This window comes from Polaromonas sp. CG_9.11, from assembly GCF_015752225.1.
GTDB lineage: Bacteria > Pseudomonadota > Gammaproteobacteria > Burkholderiales > Burkholderiaceae_C > Polaromonas.
On the sequence record NZ_JADOVE010000011.1, the window covers coordinates 51,118 to 71,798 of the forward strand.

Genomic DNA, 20,681 nt, shown 5'->3' on the forward strand with positions numbered 1-20,681 from the left:
ATGGTTTCTAAGCTCGCCTGACGAAAACCGTTCACCGCCGACCTGGACGGCTAACGTCGGCCCATCTGTTTCGCAACGTCATGATCAACACGGCCAGCATGGTGCCCGCCATGTCGATGCCCACATCCCGCAAGCGCGGGTGCCGGTCGGCGGCGAAAAACTGCAGTGCTTCCGTCACAACCCCCAACACCAGCGCAAGCAAGATCACCCGTCGGGCGGTGTAAGCCAGAGGCCGCATCATGAGCAGCAGCGACATGCCGCAGAACACCACAAAATGCGCCCACGACGACAGTGAAAACGGGACGTGAAGGCTTTGTTCCAAACCGTTGCGCCAGGCATTGGGCATTTGCGTACCGACAAACAGCGCAAGAAGATGCAGGCTGAACAGGCTCCAGGCGAGACGAGGCGACATCAGGGTACTTTCTCAAATCAGGGCCTGTCGCCAAGCCGGGGTTGAAACCACCGCGACCTCATGGGGCGCAAGCTGAGTCGGCTATTTTATTCAATAAGCTGAGCCATGGGACACCCTGTGGGGATCAGTAAGCAGAAGATCGTGTCTACGGACTGGCGCGCAGCCTGCTCAGGGCCTGCGACAGCTTCCCGGCACCCCATCCCAGGGCCAGGCCCACGGCATCGGCCACGAGGTCATGCCAATCCGCAGATCGGCTGGGCGTGAAGGACTGCAACACTTCAATCAGCGCACCATAGGCCAGCAGGCCCGCAAGCACCGTCAACGTACGGCCCGGATAGGCACGACGCCCCAGCAGCGCCATGACGGAAAACGCCAGCAGATGGTTGGACTTGTCCCAACCCGTATTGGGAACAGGCACGTCCATCGGCATGAGGGCCAGCACCAGTACAGCCAGCACGCAAATTCCAAAAGACAGTCGCCAGACCCGCAAAGGCATGGCTTGGCGGCGTTGCTGATCGGTATCGAAATTTGATGGCTTCATTTTTTCAACAGCATCCTCCTTAGGTGTTGCGTCATGCACAAACTGCCGGTTCTCGCTGGCAATCGACGCGATCTCCCTGCACTTTGCGCATGACGCGACGCGAGATGTTTCAAGCTGCTGGCCTGGCCACCTCGGTCGCCAGAGGGCGCCGCCGGCCTTTTTCCGACAGCGTCCCAAGCAGCCGTTTCATCTTCACCCCGAGGTCCTGCCGGTAACCCGTCCATATACTCATACCTGGATTTACACACCCGCTGTGCGTCTGCAGACCGCCCTTTGGGCAGCCCTGCATTCTGATCAGACAGGAGAGGCACTATTTCTGACCACGTACTTAGCTGGTTGCGGTCACCAGCACCTTGTCGATCCGCTTGCCATCGAGATCGACGATTTCAAACTGCCATCCGGCGCAGGCGATGCGCTCGCCAGTGGACGGCAAATGACCCGAAACCGACTGCAAAAGGCCGGCCACGGTGTTGTAGCGCCCACGGTCTTCTTCCGGCAAATCCCTGATGTCAAGTCGCGCTTTCAGTTCGGAGACGGGCATGAGGCCGTCAATCAGCCAGCTGCCGTCTTCGCGACGGGTCGCCCAGGCGTCCTGGGTGGTGCCGGTCTGCAACTCGCCCGTGATGGCCTCCAGCATGTCCATGGGCGTCATCAGCCCCTGCACCACGCCGTACTCATCGACGACCAGAACGATTCGGGTGGAGCGGGCGCGGAACTGCTCCAGAAGTTCCATGCCGGTCAGCGTTTCCGGAACGAATACCGCCGGAACCGCATAAAGGCCAATGCGGTCTGCGACCGTGGGAACCGAACCCGAAGCCTCGTTGGAGGATGCCAGTTGGATCGGGCCCCGCAGCGCAAGCAGTTTGGCGACATTCACCACGCCGACCACATCGTCCAGGCTACCCCGGCAGACCGGGTACCAGGAGTGGCCTGTCACGCTGGCCTTGTCAATCGCCTGGGCCAGCGTAGCGGACGCATCAAGCCATTCGATGCTTCCGCGCGGCAGCATCAAGGAGGTCAGCAAGCGGTCGTCCAGAAGAAAAACGTTTTGCACCATCTGATGCTCATGCGCCTCGATCAGGCCGGCATCGACGCCCTCGACCAGGCTGGCGGCAATTTCCTCTTCCGTCACGGCGCGGCCGGCGCTGTTGTCTACCCGCAGCAGTTTGAGCACGGCCTGGGTGCTGACCGACAGCAGCCAGACAAACGGCTTGGCGCCGGCCGCCACCCGCATCATGGGGCGCGACACGAGGCGCGCCACGGTTTCGGGGTACAGCTGACCGATGCGCTTGGGTACCAGTTCGCCAAAGACAATGGTGACGTAGGTGATCACCGCCACGACAATCGCCGTCGCCGAAATATCGGCCGCACGCACGGACACGCCAAGGGACTGAAGCCACACGGACACGCCGCCACTGAAGGCTGCTTCGCCGATGATGCCGTTGAGCATGCCGATCGAGGTGATGCCGACCTGCACCGACGACAGGAACTGCGTGGGATTGGTGAGAAGGTCGAGCGCGGCCCGGGAACCCTTGTCGCCCTCCTCGGCCATGGCGTTCAGTCTGGCCTTTCGGCTGGAGGCCAGGGCCAGTTCGGACATGGAAAAAACGCCATTGAGCAGCGTTAAGAAGACGATGAGAAGGAAATCCATGGATCCGTAGGCAAAATGAAGACCATGTCACTTTACTGTATCGGCGACCTTCAGGGTTGCAACGACCCCTTTCATCGGCTGCTGGAGAAAATTGATTTTTCCCCAAGCCGTGACACGTTGTTCCTTCTGGGCGATCTGGTAAACCGTGGGCCCGACTCGCTGGGCACGCTGCGAAGCTTGAAAGCGCTGGGCGATGCCGCGCAATGCCTGCTGGGAAACCACGACCTGCACCTGCTGGCGCTGTCGCAAGGCGTGCGCCTACCGGGCCGCCACGACACGGTGAACGACATCCTGCAGGCGCCGGACCGCCACGAACTGCTGGACTGGCTGCGCCACCGCCCCATGGCCCTGCACCACCATGGCTGGTTGATGGTGCATGCCGGCGTCCTGCCGCAGTGGAGCGCAGTGCAAACAATGATGCTGGCCAAAGAGGTGGAAGACGCCTTGCGTGGCCCGGACCTGAAAGGCTTTTTGAGCGCCATGTACGGCAATACGCCGTGCCAGTGGCAGGACAGCCTGGAAGGCGAGGACCGGCTGCGGGTGATCGTCAATGCGCTGACGCGCCTGCGGTTTTGCACCCCGCGAGGGGCAATGGAGTTTGGCAGCAACGAAGGCGCCGGCAGCGCGCCTGAAGGCTACCTGCCATGGTTGGAAGTGCCCGGGCGGCTGACGCAGGACACGCTGATCATGTTCGGGCACTGGTCCACGCTGGTGGCCGACGCCCGCCGGCACACCGGCTTGCGGCACCATGTGCTGCCGCTGGACACCGGTTGCGTTTGGGGCGGTTGCCTGACGGCTGCCAAGCTGGGGACTGCCGGTGCGTTCGAGCTGATTCAGGTGTCTTGCGAGCAGGCGCAAAAGCCCGGCAAGTAAAAGGTCAGCCGGTTCGATGCCTGCCTGCAGGGCAGGCCCTTGATGCCTGGCCCCACCGGAAGACGGTCTTGGTTACGCCGCCAAAGCGTCTGCCGTCTCTTTGTCCGCCAGCGCATCCTCGTCGGCCCATGCACGCGCCATGCTGGCCGCCAGCAGCAGCACGCCGGACGAGAAATAAATCCACATCAGGATCACCACCAGCGAGCCGGCCGCGCCGTAGGCCGACACGACCGCCGCCGTGGACAGGTAATAAGCCATCAGGTACTTGCCCACCTGGAACAGGACAGCCCCGGCCACGGAACCCATGACCAAAAAGCGCAAGGCGGGCTTGGGGCCGGAACTCATGCGCATCAGCCCCAGGAACAGGGCCATGCAAAAAGCGATCGACACCACCTCGTTCAGCACCCAGACGACTTTTTCCAGCGGCAGGTAACTTCCGGCCCAGCTTGAGATCAGGTTGGTGAACGTCGAGACGGCCAGCGACACCAGCAGCAGGAATCCCAGCGCCAGGATATAGCCGACGCCGCGCAGCCGCAGGCTCGCGCCGTACCACCACTTCTGCCTGGGCGTTTGCCCGCCGCCCTGGCGCCACAGGCGCTCAAATGCATTCTGCAGTTCCGCAAAGACGCCGGTCGCGCCGGACAGCAGCAATCCGAAGGCCAGCAGTGAAGCGGTGATGCCTTCGGACGGCTCCTGCGCGCTGGTCATGGCCTGCTGGATCACCTGCGCGCCCTGCTCGCCGATGACGCTGGCAATCTGCGTGATCAGGCTGCTTTCAATAAAGGTGCGGTCCAGCCACCAGCCCATGACGGCCACCAGCAGCACCAGCAGCGGCGCCAGGCTGAGGATGCCGTAGAACGACATGGCCGCGCTCATGCGCAGGCCATCGGCATCGACCCACTGGTTCAGCGCGCGCCACAGCGGGCGGTAGATTTTCTGAAGCAATGAGAGCCCCAGCGCAGCCAGCGCCTGGAGTCGGGAGGAAGGAGCAACCATCATTCAAATAGCGTACAGCCGCCAAAAGAACCGGTCACCGGACAGCCGCTTCAGGCACCGTAGGCAAGGGCCGATGACGGCGCGGCTGGCGAAGACCGCAGTCCACGTGCCGTCGCCCGGGGCACGTCAGGCAGACTTGAACAGCGCGGCGACTTTCTTCTTTGGCTTGATGTTGGCCGACACGCCGTTGCGCGCCGGATTGGCCTTGGAAGACGCCTCCCAGGAAGGCAGGGATTCTGCCGCCGCGCCGGGCTCGTACGGCCGGTCAAAAAACGGGTCGCGCGACACGGCGGGCTGGCGGTGCGGCGTGTATTCGCGGCGCTCCCGGCGCTCGGTGTGCTCCCGGGGGGCGCGCAGCTCGGGCGCCCTGCCCTCGTCACCTTCGCGGTACATGCGCCGGCCGTCGTTGATGCGGCCCTGCACGCTGATGCGCGGCGTGTCTTCCTCGAACTCCAGCGGCTCGATCTCGATCTTGGTATTGATGAGCTTTTCAATATCAGTGACCAGACGCTGGTCGCTGCTGGCGACAAAGCTCACGGCCAGGCCCGACGCCCCGGCGCGGCCAGTACGGCCAATGCGGTGGATGTAGTCTTCGGCGTTGAAGGGAACGTCGAAGTTGAACACCGCCGGCACGTCCTTGATGTCCAGCCCGCGCGCGGCCACGTCGGTGCAGACCAGCAGGTCCACCTCGCCGCTTTTGAACGATTCGAGCGCCTTGAGGCGTTCGTCCTGGCTCTTGTCGCCGTGCAGCGCGGTGGTTTTCAGGCCTTCGCGCTCCAGCGAACGCGCCAGCTTGGCGCAGCCGAGCTTGCTGTTGACAAAGACAAACGCCTGCTTCATGTCGCGGGCCTTGAGGATCTGATGCAGGGCGCGGCGCTTGTCGTCGGCGCTGACGCTGTAGAAATGCTGCTCGACCGTGGAGGCGGTGGCGTTGGAGCGCGCCACCTCGATGGTCACCGGGTCCTGCAGGAAGCTGGACGCCAGGCGCTTGATCTCGGGCGAAAAGGTCGCCGAAAACAGCAGCGTGATGCGCTGCTTGGGCAGGTAACTCAGGATGCGCTGCAGGTCGGGCAAAAAGCCGATGTCGAGCATGCGGTCGGCCTCGTCAAGCACCACGTATTCGACCTGGTTGAGCACCGTGTTCTTGGCCTCGATGTGGTCGAGCAGGCGGCCCGGCGTGGCGACCAGCACCTCGACGCCTTTTTTGAGTTCCAGCGTCTGCGGCTTCATGTCCATGCCGCCAAACACCACCGCGCAGTTCAGGTTGGTGTACTTGGCATAGAGCTTGACCTGTTCGGCCACCTGCACGGCGAGTTCGCGCGTGGGCAGCAGCACCAGTGCCCGCACCGGGTGGCGCGCCGGCGAGGTCGAGGCGTTCTCGTGCTTCATCATGCGCTGCAGCAGGGGCAGCGTGAACGCGGCGGTCTTGCCGGTGCCGGTCTGGGCGGCGCCCATCACGTCTTTGCCCTGCAGCACGACCGGAATGGCCTGTTCCTGGATGGGGGTCATGGTTTCGTAGCCCATGTCGGCTACGGCGCGTGCCAGCGGTTCTGCCAGCGAAAGGTTCGAAAAAGATGAGGTCATTTAGCTTTATATTGTCGCACTTTGGGTGCTTCGGGCTTTTTGGGCCATCTCACAAGGCTTGCGTCCAGTCGCCCAGGGCAGCCGGCAAGGCAATGAAACTGGCGCTCAATGCTATTTATTCTATAGCTGTAGATGTTTATACGGAAAGCACAAAGTGGCTGAATGGCTATATTTACCGATGCCAGGCCCATTCTCTGGCGGCGGGCATCGGATCAATGGGCCAGCTTTAGGATGCGGTTGGCAATAACTTCCCGCGTCATGCCCGCGAAGTCGGGTATCCAGATTCATGTGAGCGTTTCAGGCCGTGTTGCTGGATTCCCGCCTTCGCGGTAATGACGGACGGGAAGTTGTTATTTGCCAGCTCCTCAGCGGTAATTTTTGGAACCAAGGATTGCCCTTTTGTCCAAGTGGCAGGAGGGTTCACAGCATGTCTGCTCGTCTTTCATGTCCTCTTGCACCCGAAACCCTGGAGGCCTTTGCGGTGCAGTTCGACCCCTTACTCCAGACGCTGGCCCAGCGCCAGGGCTTTCGCACCTATTTGTCCGGCTTGCTGCTGCCGCGCGACCGCTTCAAGACACTCACAGCGTTGGTAGGCGCCGAGCCGCTCGTGCAGGCCCAGGCGGCCGATGTGCAACGACTGCAGTTTTTCCTGTCGGAAGCCACCTGGGACGCCGAAGCGGTCAATGCGCAACGCCTGAGACGGCTCAAAGAAGAGCCCGCGACGGCGCCCTCGGCTGCAAGGGTGCTGGGCATTGACAACACGGGTGACCGCAAGGACGGCAGCGCCACCGATCATGTGGCGCGCCAGTACCTGGGCTCGCTCGGCAAGGTCGACAACGGCATCGTGGCGGTGACCACGCTGTGGGCCGACGAACGTTGCTACTACCCGCTGCATGTGGCGCCCTACACGCCCGAGAAGCGGCTCGCAGGGGGAAAGCAGGATCCGGCGTTTCGTACCAAGCCGCAAATCGCGCTGGACCTGGTCGACCGCGCGCAGGCCGCCGGCATCCCGCTTTGCGCCATCGTGGCCGACTGTTTTTGCGTCGATAACCATGCGCTCGAAGCGGCGCTGCTCAAGCGCCGCCTGCCCCATGTGCTGGCGCGCCACGGTGCGCTCGGGCGCGGCTGGGCGCCAGCAGAGGCAGACCATTCATTCAAGGATGCGGCGCCGTCGCTGCCGCTGCGCGCCTGGCGCGAAGTCACTCGCCGCTTTCGGGATGGCCACACCGAGCGCTGGTGGGCGGCCGAGCTCACACTGCTCGGGTATGGACCGGGCCGGCCAGTGCGCGCGATCTGCGCCACGACCGATCGGCGCGCGTTGCCGGCTTTGTCGACTTGGTATCTAACGACCAACCTGCCCGCGCCGCTGGCCGAGATGGTGCGTCTGTACGGCTTGCGCAACTGGATCGAACAAGGCTACAAACAAATGAAGGACGAGCTTGGCTGGGCCGACTTCATGGTCAGGAGCGACCGGGCGATCCGCCGCCATTGGACGCTCGTGTGCTGCGCGTTTGCTTCTTGCGGGTGGAATGAGGCCATGCAAAACCGTGCGAGTCAGTCCTTGGCACCGCCCGAGGCGGGGGGGGGGGAAACCAACGTCGAAAAACCACTGCCGCACTGGCCTCTCCTGCTGCGCGCGGTGCGCGCCTGGCGGACCCCGGCGCATTGGCTGGCACGCTGCTGGGCCGCCTTTGCCAGCGAACCCCCGCCAGCCGAGCTCGCCGCGCTGCTGGGCGCCTTGAGCACCGGCCACGGCATCAACCTCTACCTTTGGCTTTGACAAACTACCGCTAGCCCTTCAAGCCGCTCAACCCATCGCTGACAGTTGGATAACGCAGCGCCAGCCGGAGTTCCTTTTTCATCCGCCGGTTGTCCAGCCGGCGCGATTCGCTCATGAAACTCAGCAGCATCAGCGGCAGCTGCTCGTTGGCCGCGCTGCGCGCCACGCGGGGCGGCCGGGGCAGGCGGTACAGGTCGGCAGCCAGGTCGAAATAGTCGCCCATCAACAGCTGCGTGTCGTCGCAGACGTTGCTGATGCGCTGCGGCTTGCCGCGCCACAGCGCCGCGATGCAGGCGCGCGCCAGGTCGTCGGCGTGGATGTGGCTGGTGTAGACATCGTCTTCATGGCGCAGCACCGGCGTGCCCTTGAGCAGCCGGCCGCGCGGCGTGCCGCCTTCGCGGTCGGTGGCATAGATGCCAGGAATGCGCAGGACATGCACCGGCGTTCCGGTGGCGCGGCCCAGCAGCCGCACCTCGCCTTCGGCATGCACCCGGCGCTGCGCGCGCGGCGTGTTCGGGCTCAGGCGCCAGGTTTCATCAACCAACGCGCCAGCACAGTCGCCATAAACGCCGCTGGTCGAGCCATACACCAGCGCGTCTGGCAGGCTGCGCAGCCGCAGGGCGCGCAGCAGGCCCAGAGTGCGCGGGTCATCCCGCCAGTTCGGGTTGTGGCCGGGCGGCGGCGCCAAGTGCACCACCCGCGTTGCCAGCCCCGCCAGCCGGCGCAGCGTGGCCGGCGCGTCGAGGTTGCCGAGCAAGGGCGTGATGCCCTCCCGGCGCAAGGCCGGCAGCCGGTCCGGCGAAGACGTCAGCGCGATGAGCTTGAGCCGGGGCGGCAGTTGCCGGGCCAGGCGCAGGCCGACATCGCCACAACCGATGATGAGCACGCGCTGGCGGCGAAAACGCGCAGGCAGCGCGCCAAGGGGATTCAGGTTTGAAGGCAAAATTGGGTGTGGCCGGGAAACCGGCACGTCAGGTGACACAACGACAGACAGCAGAACGCCCAAGGATACCGAATATGAGTTTCAACGTGAATGTGCTGCCCAGTGGCCGCAGCTTTAGCGCCAATGCCGGCGAGCCCCTGCTGGCCGCCGCCATCCGCCAGGGCATCGGCCTGCCCTATGGCTGCAAGGACGGCGCCTGTGGTTCATGCAAATGCAGGAAGCTCGAAGGACAGGTGACGCACGGCGCGCACCAGTCCAAGGCGCTGTCGGCCGAGGAAGAAGCCGCCGGCTTCATCCTGACCTGCTGCGGCGTGGCGCACAGCGACGTGGTGCTGGAGTCGCGCCAGGTGACCGACGAAAGCGCGTTCCCGATCCGCAAGATGCCGGCGCGCGTGACCAGCCTGGTGCGCGCGACGCCCGACGTGATGGTCATGCGCCTGCAGCTGCCCGCCAGCGACACCATGAAATACCACGCCGGCCAGTATGTCGAGTTCTTGCTGCGCGATGGCGACCGGCGCTCTTACTCGATGGCCAATGCGCCCTACACCCAACTGGAGACGCCGGGCATCGAACTGCACCTGCGCCACACACCGGGCGGCAAGTTCACCGACCATGTGTTTGCCGCCATGAAGGAAAAGGAAATCCTGCGCATCGAAGGGCCTTATGGCAGCTTCTTTTTGCGCGAAGACAGCGCCAAGCCGATCGTGATGGTCGCGTCGGGCACCGGTTTTGCGCCGATCAAGGCCATCATCGAGCACATGCAGTTCAAGCGCATCACGCGCCCCGCCGTGCTGTACTGGGGCGGGCGGCGCCCCACCGACCTGTACATGAACGACTGGATTGAGGCCCGGGTGGCCGAGATGCCGAACCTGCGCTATGTGCCGGTGGTGTCCGACGCGCTGCCCGAAGACGGCTGGCTGGGCCGCACCGGCTTTGTCCACCAGGCGGTGCTGGAGGATGTTGCCGACCTCTCGGGCCACCAGGTGTATGCCTGCGGCGCGCCCATCGTGGTCGAGTCGGCGCGGGACGACTACACCGCGCTGGCGGGACTGCCAGCCGAAGAATTCTTTGCCGATGCGTTCACCACAGAAGCCGACAAGGCGCAAAAGACCTGAAGCGCCTGGAAAGTTTGAAGCGCTTGAGTCCAAAATTGATAGCAGACAGTGCAAGCCAGCCATGCGCCAGCGGCACTTTTGATTGAGAAAATTTGATGAAAAACAATTCCGCCCTCTTTTGCCGCTTGCGCCGCACTTCACTGCTCGCCACGGGCGCGCTGGCGCTGGGCGCCGTCCTGGGGGCTGCTGCCTCGCCAGCTGCCCTGGCGCAGCCGGCCGCCCCTTCAGCCCGGGTCATGCGCCTGATCGTCCCGTATGCACCGGGCGGCCCGATCGACGTGACGGCGCGGCTGATGGCCGACAGCGTGAAGGCATCGCTGGGCACGGTGATCATTGAAAACCGGCCCGGCGCCGGCGGCAACATCGGCGTCGATGCGATTGCCAAGGCCGCGCCCGACGGGTTGACCATCGGCATCGCGGCAGTCGCCACGCAGGCCATCAACCCATGGCTCTACAGCAAGATGCCGTACGACGCGGCCAGCGACTTTGCCGCCATCACGCAGATGGTGCGCGTGCCCAATGTGCTGGTGATGAATGCCGACACCGCGCGCCGCCTGAGCATCGACACGCTGGCCGACCTGATCCGCTATGCCAAGGCCAACCCGGCCAAACTCAACTACGCCAGCGGCGGCAACGGCAGCGCGGGCCACCTGGCCGGCGAATTGTTCAAGTCGCGGGCCGGCCTCTTTGCGCTGCACATTCCGTACAACGGCGGCAACCCGGCCCAGCTGGCGCTGCTGAGCGGCCAGGTCGATTTCAACTTCGACAACCTGGCCACGGCCTCTGCCAACATCAAGGCCGGCAAGCTCAAGGCGCTGGCGGTGACGACGGCCCAGCGCAGCGCCTTTTTGCCCGACGTGCCGGCCGTGGCCGAAACGCTGAAAGGTTTCGAGATCGACACCTGGTGGGGACTGGTGGCGCCAGCAGCCACGCCCCGCGACGTGGTCGCCAAACTGAACGAGGCATTTGTCGCCGCATTGAAGGCACCCGAAAACAAGACCAGGTTCAGCACGCTGATGGCCGAACCGGTCGCCAGTTCGCCCGAGCAGTTCGAAGCCTTCATGAAAAGCGAGCGGGCGAAGTATGAAAAAGTGGTGAAAGCTTCCGGCGCGCGGGTGGATTGATTTTTTTGACCTGTCCGCATCGCCTACGGATCATCAAAATCGCCATCGGGGAGCCCTCACCCCAGCCCTCTCCCGGAGGGAGAGGGAGTAAGACGGAATTACATCCAGCAAGTTACATGGTCATAATCTTAAGAGCCTTTCAGGGCTCTGGTGCATATCCAGCTTGCGTAAGCAGCTATTTAGTTCATAGCAATCTGGCAACGCAAAGAGAAGCAAACGAGTGTTTGGTATTTATCCCCACCCGTTCTGGCTAGGCCTGTGATGCTCCGAAAAAACGGGATCAGGGCGGCGCGCTGTTTGAGCGCAACGCAGTGAAGCGAGTTTGCGCCGACCCCCGTTTTTTTGGGGCAGCGCAGGTTGCCCGAAGCGAAGCGCAGGGACCCAGACAGCCGGGTCGCCTTTTCTTTGCTTACTTTCTTTTGGCGAAGCAAAAGACAAGTAAGTAGCCGCCGGGCTACCCCCGGCCAGCCAAACCAAGCAGCGAAATAATCGCTATCATTTAAATAGCCTTCCAAGCAAGCAGGCTATGCGAAAACAACCAAAACAACCAAAATCACTCACCCAGATAAGCCGCCCGCACCCGGGGATCGTCCAGCAGCAATTTGGCATCGCCATTCATCGTGATATTGCCTGACTCCATCACATAGCCCCGGTTCGCAATGCCCAGCGCCCGGCTGGCGTTCTGCTCGACCAGCAGCACCGTCATGCCCAGCGCCGACACATCACGCACCACCTCGAAAATCTTGTCCACCATGATTGGCGACAGGCCCATCGACGGCTCGTCCAGCAGCAACACCTTGGGCCGGCTCATCAGCGCCCGGCCCATGGCCAGCATCTGCTGCTCGCCGCCCGACATGGTGCCGGCCAGTTGGTCCTTGCGCTCGCGCAGGCGCGGGAACAGCACGAACATCTTCTCGATGTCGTCGGCAATGCCGGCCTTGTCGTTCCTGATGTAGGCACCCATCTGCAGGTTCTCGGTGATGGTCATCCGGGCAAACACGCCGCGGCCCTCGGGCACCATCGCCAGGCCCTCCTTGACCAGGTCCCAGGCGCCGCGCCCCTTGATGCTCTTGCCCAGGTATTCGATGTCGCCGGCCAGGATCGGCAAGCCGCCGGTGATGGCCTTCATGGTGGTGGTCTTGCCAGCGCCATTGGAGCCGATCAGCGTGACCAGCTCGCCCTCGTGGACCTCGAAATCAATGCCCTTGACCGCCTGGATGCCGCCGTAGGCCACCTGCAGGCCGGTAATTTTCAGAAGTGTGTTTGCTGCCATGGTTTTGCTTTCTTTAGTGGCCTGCGCCCAGATAGGCGGTGATCACTTTTTCGTTTTTCTGCACCTCGGCCGGCACGCCCTCGGCAATCTGCTTGCCGTAGTCGAGCACCGTCACGCGGTCGCACAAGCCCATGACCAGCTTCACGTCATGCTCGATCAGCAAAATCGTGCGGTTGTCCTTGCGGATGCGGTCAATCAGCTCGCGCAACTGGACTTTTTCTGTGGCGTTCATGCCGGCGGCGGGCTCGTCGAGCGCGATGAGCTGCGGGTCGGTCGCCAGCGCGCGGGCGATTTCCAGCCGGCGCTGGTCGCCGTAGCTCAGGGTGCGCGCCTTGTAGTCGGCGTATTTGCCGATGCCCACGTAGTCGAGCAGTTCCTGCGAGCGCTGCGAGATTTCGGCCTCTTCACGCTTGAAGCCGGGCGTGCGGAACATCGCACCGATCAGGCCGGAGTGGGTGCGCACATGGCGCCCGACCATGACGTTTTCCAGCGCCGTCATGTCGGCAAATAGCCGGATGTTCTGGAAGGTGCGGGCAATGCCGGCCTTGGCCACTTCGTGCACGGCGGTGGGTTTGTAGGGCTTGCCGGCCAGCTCGAACGTACCGCTGTCGGGCGTATAAAGCCCGGTCAGCACATTGAAAAACGTGGTCTTGCCGGCGCCGTTGGGGCCGATCAGGCCATAGACCTGGCCGCGTTCGATCTTGATGCCGACATCGCTCAGCGCCTGCAGGCCGCCAAAGCGTTTGGAGACACCCGAGACATTCAGAATGGTTTCGCTCATGTCCATTCTCCTTAGGGATTGATTGACTGGATGGGGTCTTTGCCGGCGCGCTTGTTCAGCGACTTGCCATGCTCGGGCGACGGCCACAGGCCGCGCGGGCGCATCAGCATCACGGTGATCATGGCCAGCGCGATCAAGAGCTGTCGCAGGATGGACGAGTCCAGCCGGCCGTCGGTCATGGCCTGCAGCGGCCCCGCCACATGGCGCAGCACCTCGGGCAGCGCGGCCAGCAGCAGCGCGCCCAGGATGACGCCGGGCAAATGCCCGATGCCGCCCAGCACCACCATGGCGACAATCATGATCGACTCCATCAGGCTGAACGATTCGGGCGAGACAAAGCCCTGGAAGGCCGCAAACATCGAGCCGGACACGCCGCCGAAGGTGGCGCCCATGCCGAACGCCAGCAGCTTCATGTTGCGGGTGTTGATGCCCATCGCTTTGGCGGCAATCTCGTCCTCGCGAATGGCCATCCAGGCGCGGCCGATACGCGACGTTTGCAGCCGGTGGCAAATAATGACCGAGACAATCACCAGCGCCAGGAACAGGTAGTAGTACATCGACACCGAGGCGAATTCGATGCCGAAAAAGGTGTGCGACTGGCCCAGGTCGAAGCCGAAGAACTTCATCGAATCGATCTGGTTGATGCCCTTGGGGCCGTTGGTCAGGTTGATCGGGCGATCCAGGTTGTTCAGGAACACGCGGATGATCTCGCCAAACCCCAGCGTGACGATGGCCAGGTAGTCGCCGCGCAGCTTGAGCGTCGGCGCGCCCAGCATGACGCCGAACAGGCCGGCCAGCGCGGCGGCTGCCGGGATGATGGCCCAGATCGGCAGGTGCAGGCCTTCCGGAAAATTCGCTGCGATCCAGGGAAAGGCCTCTGCCAGGTGCGGCGAGCCGAGCAGGGCAAACAGGTAGGCGCCGACGGCAAAGAAGGCCACATAGCCCAGGTCGAGCAGGCCGGCATAGCCGACCACGATGTTCAGGCCCAGGGCCAGCAGCACGTACAGCAGCGCCATGTCGACGATGCGCACCCAGGCATTGCCGCCCTGCTGCAGCAGCAGCGGCAGCACCAGCAAGGCCAGCGCAACGATCAGGAAGGTCGCGATTTTTTTGGTTTTCATGGGGTTTTCTCCGTGGGTGTGGTGGATGCGGACCTCAGGCCCGGTCCGCCACACGTTCACCCAGCAGGCCCGAGGGGCGCAGCGTGAGCACAAAAATCAGCACGATAAAGGCAAAGATGTCGGAATACTGGCTGCCCAGCACGCCGCCGGTCAGCGGGCCGATATAGCCGGCGCCAATCGCCTCGATCAGGCCCAGCAGGATGCCGCCGAGCACCGCACCGCCCAGGTTGCCAATGCCGCCGAACACGGCGGCAGTGAAAGCCTTCAGGCCGGGCAGGAAACCCATGGTGTGCTGCACCGTGCCGTAGTTGGAGGCATACATGACGCCTGCCAGCGCGGCCAGGATGGCGCCGATGATGAAAGTGGCGGAAATGACGGTGTCGGGGCGCACGCCCATCAGCGCGGCGACGCGCGGGTTCTCGGCGGTGGCGCGCATCGCGCGGCCGAGCTTGGTGTAATGCACCAGCCACATCAAAATGGACAGCGACACGGCGGTGGCGCCCAGAATGAACAGCTGCGTCACGGTGATCACCGCGCCGCCAAACTGGAAAGGCTCGGACGGCAGCAGCGTCGGATACGGCTTGTAGTTGGGTTTCCAGATGATCATGGCCAGCGTCTGCAACAGCAGCGACATGCCGATGGCGGTGATCAAGGGCGCCAGCTTGGGGCTGTTGCGCAGCGGCCGGTAGGCGACCTTTTCAATCGTGAAGTTCAGCGCGGCGCAGACGATGAAGGCAATCAAGAGCGAAATCAGCAGGATCAGCCAGCCAGGCGTGCCGGGCATGGCTTCCTGCATCCAGCCGATGATGGTCCAGCTGGTCAGCGCGCCGACCATCAGCACCTCGCCGTGTGCAAAATTGATCAGGTTGATGATGCCGTACACCATGGTGTAGCCCAGGGCGATCAGGGCATACATGCTGCCCAGAACCAGTCCGTTGATGATTTGCTGTAGCAAAACTTCCATATCCGCTCCGTTTGATTGAATGAGCCAACTCTGCCGGCGTCGTGCTTGCACAGGGTCACCATGAAAACACGCGAGTTAACAAAAAGCCCGCCTGTCGCCAGTCAGTTGACTGGTGAAGGTGGCGAGCTAATGGGCGAATTGTAGCGACAGGCTTCTAGCGAGAATCGCGCCAACGGGACAGTTTTTCCGGGGTAAACCCTTGTGGAATTCGCATTTTTTGACGCACCCAAGCTGTATCAGCGGGATTTCCGGGGCATCAGTTTTTCTGATGGTTTTTTGCCTTCAGTTCATTGAGCTTATCGGCAATACGGATCTCCAGGCCGCGGTTGACGGGGCGGTAAAAGCCCGGCGCGGCCATGCCTTCGGGAAAGTAGTTTTCACCTGCCGCGAAGCCGCCTTCCTCGTCATGCGCATAGCGGTAGTTTTTGCCGTAGTCGAGCTGCTTCATGAGCTTTGTTGGTGCATTTCGCAGGTGCAAAGGCACCGGTCGTGTGCCATCTTGCTTGATGAACGCTTTGGCCTCGTTGAAGGCCTTGTAAAGCGCATTGGACTTGGGCGCGACCGCCAGGTAGACCACGCATTGCGCCAGTGCGAGTTCGCCCTCGGGTGAGCCGAGCCGTTCATACACCTCGGCGGCATCGAGCGCCAGGCGCAGCGCGCGCGGGTCGGCCAGCCCGATGTCCTCGCTGGCCATGCGGATCAGGCGGCGCGCCATGTATTTGGGCTCGGCACCGCCGTCGAGCATGCGCATGAACCAGTACAGGGCGGCGTCGGGGTCGGAGCCGCGCACCGACTTGTGCAGCGCCGAAATCGTGTCGTAGAACTGCTCACCGCCCTTGTCATAGCGGCGCAGGCGCTCGCCCAGCACCTTGAGCAGCCAGGCATCGGTCACTTCGGTGATCTTTTCAGCTCGGGCGGCCACGCTGAGCGATTCGAGCGTGTTGAGCAAACGGCGGGCATCGCCATCGGCATAGGCCACCAAACGGTCCACCGCTTCATCCGCTATGGTTTCTATAGCTGGCAGCGCATGTTCCGAAATGACTCTGGCGACGATTTTCTTGAGATCCGCTTCCGTTAGCGGCTGCAGTACATAGACCACCGCACGCGACAGCAGGGCCGAGTTGACCTCGAAGGACGGGTTTTCGGTGGTCGCACCAATGAAGGTGAACAGGCCGCTTTCGACATGCGGCAAAAAGGCATCCTGCTGGCTTTTGTTGAAGCGGTGTACTTCGTCGACAAACACGATGGTGCGCCGGCCGCCCTGCACCTGCCAGATGGTCGCCTGCTCGACCGCCTCGCGGATGTCCTTGACGCCGCCGAGCACGGCGGAAATGGTGATGAAATGCGCGTCGAAGCTGCCCGACATGAGCCGGGCGATCGTCGTCTTGCCCACGCCCGGCGGCCCCCACAGGATGCAGCTGTGCGGCTCGCCCGACTCGAACGCAATGCGCAGCGGCAGACCAGCGCCGAGCAAATGCTGCTGGCCGATGACTTCACCCAGGTTTTTCGGCCGAAGACGCTCGGCCAGGGGTTGATGGGACGATGTGGTGGACTTGGCCATGAAATAGGCGCCTTGCTTTGGCTGCCGCTACCGCGCCCTGCGCGGCAAGGCAGCCGGTTTACTGCCGGATCACGTCCGCACCCTTGGGCGGATTGAACTGGAACGCGTCTTTGGGCAGGCTTGGGTTGACCTCGACCTTGCTGAAGGTCAGCACCGAGCGCTGGCCGAAGCTGTCGAGGATTTCCAGCGCCGCCAGTCCGGCGGGTTTCTCGCCGGCGCGAAAGCCGACGCGCACCGCCTGCAGCTGCCCGTCTTTCGCCTTGGGCGTGGCCACCACCCATTCCAGGCCGTCCTTTTCAGGCGCGGCGGCCAGCGTGAAATCGGCCTGCAGCGCTCGCAGATCAGGCGCGGCGGCAATCAGCGCGGCAGGCGTCGAGCCCAGTGCGGCGGACTGCTTGCGCGCCGTGACCTGGTTCAGGTCAACGTCGTAGAGCCACAGGGTCTGGCCGTCGGCCACGATGCTTTGCTGGAAAGGCTTTTGGTAAATGAACTTGAAACGGTTCGGCCGCGAGAACTCGAAGGTGCCGCTGGAAGTCTTGCTGCGCGCCGTCTGGCCTTCCCGGGCCGGCGCGGTGACCACCTGCGAGAAGTCGGCGCGGCCGCTGCCGACCGTCCTGACGAAGGATTCAAGGCTTTCCAGGCCGTCTGCGCAGGCTGCATGGGCGAAACCAGCTATCAAAAAAGTAGCGAAAAAACGTTTCATCAGCATCACTCCGCCCTTGCGGGCACCAGGATTTCGCGCTGGCCGCTGCCACTCATGGCACTAACCAGCCCGGCATTTTCCATGTCCTCGACCAGCCGCGCGGCGCGGTTGTAGCCGATCTTGAGGTGACGTTGCACCAGGGAAATGCTGGCCTTGCGGTTTTTCAGCACCACCTCTACTGCCTGGTCGTACATCGGGTCTTTCTCGCCGCCGGCATCGCCCGCCAGATCGCCGCCCTCCCCTTCGACCGTGCCGCCTTCGAGCACGCCGTCGATGTAGTTGGGCGTTCCCTGCTGCTTGAGGTAGGCCACGACCCGGTGCACTTCCTCGTCACTCACAAACGCACCATGCACGCGGATGGGAAAGCCTGTACCACTCGGCATGTAAAGCATGTCACCCATGCCCAGCAAAGCTTCGGCGCCCATCTGGTCCAAAATGGTGCGGCTGTCGATCTTGCTGCTCACCTGAAAGGACAGGCGCGTTGGAATGTTGGCCTTGATCAGGCCGGTGATCACGTCGACGCTGGGGCGCTGCGTTGCCAGGATCAGGTGGATGCCGGCGGCCCGGGCTTTTTGCGCCAGCCGCGCAATCAGCTCCTCGATCTTCTTGCCGACAACCATCATCAGGTCGGCGAGCTCGTCAATCACCACCACGATGTAAGGCAGGCGCTCGAGCGGCTCAGGCTCGTCAGGTGTCAGGCTGAAGGGGTTGTAGATGAATTCCTCGCTGGCATTGGCTTCGTCGATCTTGGCGTTGTAGCCGGCCAGGTTGCGCACGCCGAGCTTGCTCATCAGCTTGTAGCGCTTTTCCATTTCGGCCACGCACCAGTTCAGCCCATGGGCTGCCTGGCGCATGTCGGTGACGACCGGCGCCAGCAGGTGCGGAATGCCTTCATAGACGCTCATCTCCAGCATCTTCGGGTCGATCAGCAGCAGCCGCACATCGCGCGCATCGGCCTTGTACAGCAGGCTCAAGATCATCGCGTTGATGCCGACCGACTTGCCCGAACCGGTGGTGCCGGCCACCAGGCAGTGCGGCATCTTGGCCAGGTCGGCGACGACTGCATGGCCGGCAATGTCCTTGCCCAGGCCCATGGTCAGCAGCGAGGTGGCGTCGTTGTACACCTTGGAGCCCAGGATTTCGCTGAGCTTGATCATCTGCCGCTTGGCGTTGGGCAGCTCCAGCGCCATGTAGTTCTTGCCGGGAATGGTCTCGATCACCCGGATCGACACCAGGCTCAGCGCGCGCGCCAGGTCCTTGGCCAGGGTGACGACCTGCGAGCCCTTGACGCCAGTGGCGGGTTCAATTTCATAGCGGGTAATCACCGGGCCGGGCGCTGCGGCCACAACCCGCACTTCGACGCCAAAGTCCTTGAGCTTTTTCTCGATCAGCCGCGAGGTCATTTCCAGCGTTTCGGACGCAACGCTTTCCTGCCTCAGCAGCGCGGTGTCAAGCAGGCTGACCTGCGGCAAGTGGGAATCGGCATGAGACGAGCATGCCGTGGCCTGCGGAACCGAGGCGGCGGGCACATGCGACACCCCAGGCACGGGCGAATGCGCGGCCGGTGCGATCGCGGTCACCGTCGCTGTGGTGATTGCCGGCAATCCTGGTTTGGTCTTCGCAGGGCGCTCGCTTTTCGGCAGTTCAACCACCGGCTGCTTGATGATGACCGGCACCGGGTGGTGCGCCTCGATCCCGATGCGTTCATCGCTGAGCGTCTCCTCGCGCTCGCGGACGGCTTGCTTGCCCACTGCGAGATCCTGCGCCAACTCGCGCTTCTCACGGCGCAGGGCCATGACGCTGTCGATCCTGGTGCCCAGGCGCAAGGCCACGCGGGCCCAGGAAAAATTAAAGACGCTGGCCACGGCAATCAAACCCAGCGCAATGAAGACCAGGCCCGATCCGGCAAACCCCAGCCATTTAACGCCCAGGTTGCCGAGCACATAACCAATCACGCCGCCTGCATGGCCCGGCAGCCGGAACTCGAAACGGTACAGGCGCGACCATTCCAGCGCCGCACTGGCCGCCAGCAGCAGGAACAGCCCAAGCCAGAACCGGATGCGGCTCGCGGCAGGCTCGGGTGCCAGCACATCTCGCCGCAGCCCTCGCGTGACCGACTGCGCCCATACCCAGCCACCGGCTGCCAGCGCCCACCAGACCGAAAAGCCCAGCAAGAAGTAGCTGGCATCGGCCAGCCAGGCGCCCAGATGGCCGCCCCAGTTCCTGGCGGCCACCAGCGTGCCGCTGGCGGCGTCCGGATTGCCGGAGGTTGACCAGGCCGAATCCTGCGGCGAGTAGCTCAGCAAGGCGGCCATCCAGAGGATCAGGCCAACCAGCCCCAGGATCAGGCCAACTTCGCGGGCTACACGTTTAAAGCCGCCGGGCGCGCCCGCAGCAGGGGAATTTCTGGAGTTCAGGGTGTCTAGCGAGTAAGTCATAAACGGGTCTTGGAGCTTAACGCAGTTGGGTGAAGCTTTCTGGTCGGGAGCAAGCCCCTGACTGTAAGCGCGTGCGGTCAGACCAGCGAGTCCAGGTGCGGCCTCACCAGCAGCGAGCCGTCGTCCTGCGTTTCGATAAAGCCGCGCTCCTCCAGGTCCTTCATCACCCGGCTGACCATCTCGCGGGAAGCGCCGACCATTTTCGCCATATCCTGGCGCGATACCCTGCCACGAATCATGGCCGCGCCGTCCGCCCCGGGCATGGCTTGCCCGGCGAATTCGAGCAGTGCGCTGGCCACCCGGCCGTAAACGTCCATCAGGGCCAGGGACTCGATCTTGCGATCGGCCTGGCGCAGGCGATGCACCAGTCCCTTGAGCACCGCGTAGGCCATCGAGTTGCTGTCGGGAAGGCAGCGCGCAAATTCCACCTGGTCCAGCACCAGCGCATCGGTCTGCACCTCGGCAACAACGGACGCCGAGTGCGGCGCCTGGTCGATCAGGCTCATCTCGCCCACGTAATCACCAGGATGCAAGGTGGCCAGGATCACTTCGCGCCCACGCGCATCCCGGCACACAACGCGGGCACGACCGGTCAGCAAAATGGTCAGATCACAGGAATTTTCTCCCTGCTCAAGAATGGCCTCGCCTTTGCGGTAACGCCGCTTGACCACGGCATCGGCAACCGACACCGCCTGGCTGGCGGTCAGCATTGAAAAAAGAGGCACGCGGCGAAGCAGGTCCAGCCGGGAAACCATGGTGGCGGTCATGCGCTTGCCCCTTCAACCCCATGGCCGACAATTGCCGGGCGATTTCTTACAATG

Annotated in this window: 18 protein-coding genes; 4 read left to right on the top strand and 14 right to left on the bottom strand. The window is 63.3% G+C overall.

Annotated features, from left to right (window positions below; all coding sequences use genetic code 11):
• Positions 1-31: 31 nt before the first annotated feature.
• From IWX85_RS10735 to IWX85_RS10745, 3 genes are all read right to left on the bottom strand, one after another.
• On the bottom strand, positions 32-412 hold the full coding sequence (locus IWX85_RS10735; RefSeq protein ID WP_036805258.1) for a VanZ family protein: 381 nt from the start codon (positions 410-412) through the stop codon (positions 32-34).
• A gap of 145 nt (positions 413-557) precedes the next feature.
• A complete protein-coding gene (locus tag IWX85_RS10740) occupies positions 558-953 on the bottom strand; it encodes a VanZ family protein (protein WP_231379684.1) in 396 nt (131 codons plus the stop codon).
• A 328-nt stretch (positions 954-1,281) separates the two neighbouring features.
• Positions 1,282-2,604, bottom strand: a complete 1,323-nt coding sequence (locus IWX85_RS10745; RefSeq protein ID WP_036805261.1) for a hemolysin family protein — start codon at positions 2,602-2,604, stop codon at positions 1,282-1,284.
• A gap of 24 nt (positions 2,605-2,628) precedes the next feature.
• Here IWX85_RS10745 and IWX85_RS10750 point away from each other — a divergent pair, with 24 nt between their 5' ends.
• The gene (locus IWX85_RS10750) at positions 2,629-3,477 is read left to right on the top strand and encodes a symmetrical bis(5'-nucleosyl)-tetraphosphatase (protein ID WP_036812365.1); all 849 of its coding nucleotides are present in this window, start codon (positions 2,629-2,631) and stop codon (positions 3,475-3,477) included.
• 72 nt (positions 3,478-3,549) lie between these two features.
• Here IWX85_RS10750 and IWX85_RS10755 read toward each other — a convergent pair whose 3' ends face one another.
• Both IWX85_RS10755 and IWX85_RS10760 read right to left on the bottom strand, forming a co-directional pair.
• Positions 3,550-4,476 (bottom strand): YihY/virulence factor BrkB family protein, encoded by a 927-nt coding sequence (locus IWX85_RS10755; RefSeq protein ID WP_370584262.1) that lies wholly within the window; start codon positions 4,474-4,476, stop codon positions 3,550-3,552.
• A gap of 123 nt (positions 4,477-4,599) precedes the next feature.
• The gene (locus IWX85_RS10760; RefSeq protein ID WP_196869730.1) at positions 4,600-6,057 is read right to left on the bottom strand and encodes a DEAD/DEAH box helicase; all 1,458 of its coding nucleotides are present in this window, start codon (positions 6,055-6,057) and stop codon (positions 4,600-4,602) included.
• A 427-nt stretch (positions 6,058-6,484) separates the two neighbouring features.
• Between IWX85_RS10760 and IWX85_RS10765 the strand changes: the two genes are divergently transcribed.
• Complete coding sequence (locus IWX85_RS10765; protein ID WP_196869731.1) at positions 6,485-7,837, top strand: IS701 family transposase; 1,353 nt, start codon at positions 6,485-6,487, stop codon at positions 7,835-7,837.
• A gap of 10 nt (positions 7,838-7,847) precedes the next feature.
• On the opposite strand, the gene IWX85_RS10770 is transcribed toward IWX85_RS10765, so the two are convergent.
• The gene (locus IWX85_RS10770) at positions 7,848-8,780 is read right to left on the bottom strand and encodes an NAD-dependent epimerase/dehydratase family protein (protein ID WP_036805269.1); all 933 of its coding nucleotides are present in this window, start codon (positions 8,778-8,780) and stop codon (positions 7,848-7,850) included.
• Positions 8,781-8,854: 74 nt separating this feature from the next.
• Here IWX85_RS10770 and IWX85_RS10775 point away from each other — a divergent pair, with 74 nt between their 5' ends.
• Positions 8,855-9,895: a CDP-6-deoxy-delta-3,4-glucoseen reductase gene (locus tag IWX85_RS10775; protein WP_036805272.1), complete on the top strand. Its 1,041-nt coding sequence runs from the start codon at positions 8,855-8,857 to the stop codon at positions 9,893-9,895.
• A gap of 95 nt (positions 9,896-9,990) precedes the next feature.
• A complete protein-coding gene (locus IWX85_RS10780) occupies positions 9,991-11,019 on the top strand; it encodes a tripartite tricarboxylate transporter substrate binding protein (protein WP_196869732.1) in 1,029 nt (342 codons plus the stop codon).
• Positions 11,020-11,572: 553 nt separating this feature from the next.
• Here the strand turns inward: IWX85_RS10780 and IWX85_RS10785 are convergent.
• The 8 genes from IWX85_RS10785 to IWX85_RS10820 all read right to left on the bottom strand — a co-directional run bounded on the left by IWX85_RS10785 (position 11,573) and on the right by IWX85_RS10820 (position 20,627).
• A complete protein-coding gene (locus tag IWX85_RS10785; protein ID WP_036805275.1) occupies positions 11,573-12,292 on the bottom strand; it encodes an ABC transporter ATP-binding protein in 720 nt (239 codons plus the stop codon).
• A 13-nt stretch (positions 12,293-12,305) separates the two neighbouring features.
• Positions 12,306-13,073 (bottom strand): ABC transporter ATP-binding protein, encoded by a 768-nt coding sequence (locus IWX85_RS10790; protein WP_036812370.1) that lies wholly within the window; start codon positions 13,071-13,073, stop codon positions 12,306-12,308.
• An 11-nt stretch (positions 13,074-13,084) separates the two neighbouring features.
• Positions 13,085-14,194, bottom strand: a complete 1,110-nt coding sequence (locus tag IWX85_RS10795; protein ID WP_036812371.1) for an ABC transporter ATP-binding protein — start codon at positions 14,192-14,194, stop codon at positions 13,085-13,087.
• A gap of 34 nt (positions 14,195-14,228) precedes the next feature.
• Positions 14,229-15,158, bottom strand: a complete 930-nt coding sequence (locus IWX85_RS10800) for a branched-chain amino acid ABC transporter permease (RefSeq protein WP_196869733.1) — start codon at positions 15,156-15,158, stop codon at positions 14,229-14,231.
• 256 nt (positions 15,159-15,414) lie between these two features.
• Positions 15,415-16,719: a replication-associated recombination protein A gene (locus IWX85_RS10805; RefSeq protein ID WP_196869734.1), complete on the bottom strand. Its 1,305-nt coding sequence runs from the start codon at positions 16,717-16,719 to the stop codon at positions 15,415-15,417.
• A 58-nt stretch (positions 16,720-16,777) separates the two neighbouring features.
• Positions 16,778-17,422 carry an outer membrane lipoprotein chaperone LolA gene (gene lolA / locus IWX85_RS10810; protein WP_196869735.1) on the bottom strand — a complete coding sequence of 215 codons (645 nt, stop codon included), beginning with the start codon at positions 17,420-17,422 and terminating at the stop codon, positions 16,778-16,780.
• Between the two features lie 5 nt (positions 17,423-17,427).
• Positions 17,428-19,860 carry a DNA translocase FtsK gene (locus tag IWX85_RS10815; RefSeq protein ID WP_196869736.1) on the bottom strand — a complete coding sequence of 811 codons (2,433 nt, stop codon included), beginning with the start codon at positions 19,858-19,860 and terminating at the stop codon, positions 17,428-17,430.
• A 77-nt stretch (positions 19,861-19,937) separates the two neighbouring features.
• On the bottom strand, positions 19,938-20,627 hold the full coding sequence (locus IWX85_RS10820; protein WP_036805286.1) for a Crp/Fnr family transcriptional regulator: 690 nt from the start codon (positions 20,625-20,627) through the stop codon (positions 19,938-19,940).
• Positions 20,628-20,681 lie beyond the last annotated feature (54 nt).